Consider the following 814-nt stretch of genomic DNA (forward strand, 5'->3'; position numbering starts at 1 on the left):
GCCGCCAAGCAAAAGCCCGCGCCGAAGAAGTCGATGGCCGACGAGAGTGCCGGCGAAGGCGACCGCATCGCCAACCAGTCGATCCGCGTCAACGTGGATACGCTGGAGCATCTGATGACCATGGTCTCCGAGCTGGTCTTGACCCGCAACCAGCTGCTGGAGATCTCCCGCCGCAACGAGGACACCGAGTTCAAGGTACCGCTGCAGCGGCTGTCCAACGTCACCGCCGAGCTGCAGGAGGCGTCATGAAGACGCGCATGCAGCCGATCGGCAACGCCTGGCAGAAGCTGCCCCGCATCGTCCGCGACCTCTCCTCCGAACTCGGCAAGCAGATCGAGCTGGAGATGCACGGCGCCGACACCGAGCTCGACCGCCAGGTGCTCGACCTGATCAAGGACCCGCTCACCCACATGGTGCGCAACTCCGCCGATCATGGCCTGGAGACCCCGGCCGAGCGCCTCGCTGCCGGCAAGGGCGAGCAGGGCACCATTCGCCTGTCCGCCTATCACGAGGGCGGCCACATCATCATCTGCATCGCCGACAATGGCCGCGGCCTCAACACCGAGAAGATCAAGGCCAAGGCGATCTCGAGCGGTCTCGTCACCGAGGCTGAGCTCGAGAAGATGAGTGAGGCCCAGATCCACAAGTTCATCTTCGCGCCGGGCTTCTCGACCGCGGCCGCCATCACCTCGGTCTCCGGCCGCGGCGTCGGCATGGACGTGGTCCGCACCAATATCGACCAGATCGGCGGCACCATCGACATCAAGAGCGTGGCCGGCGAGGGTTCTTCCGTCACCATCAAGATCCCGCTGAC

At 65.1% G+C, this 814-nt stretch carries 1 pseudogene; it reads left to right on the top strand.

Features of this window, described 5'->3' with window-relative positions:
* Positions 1-814 (top strand): annotated as a pseudogene (locus CWO91_RS42340) (chemotaxis protein CheA); the annotation flags it as partial.

This window comes from Bradyrhizobium genosp. SA-3 (assembly GCF_004212635.1).
GTDB lineage: Bacteria > Pseudomonadota > Alphaproteobacteria > Rhizobiales > Xanthobacteraceae > Bradyrhizobium.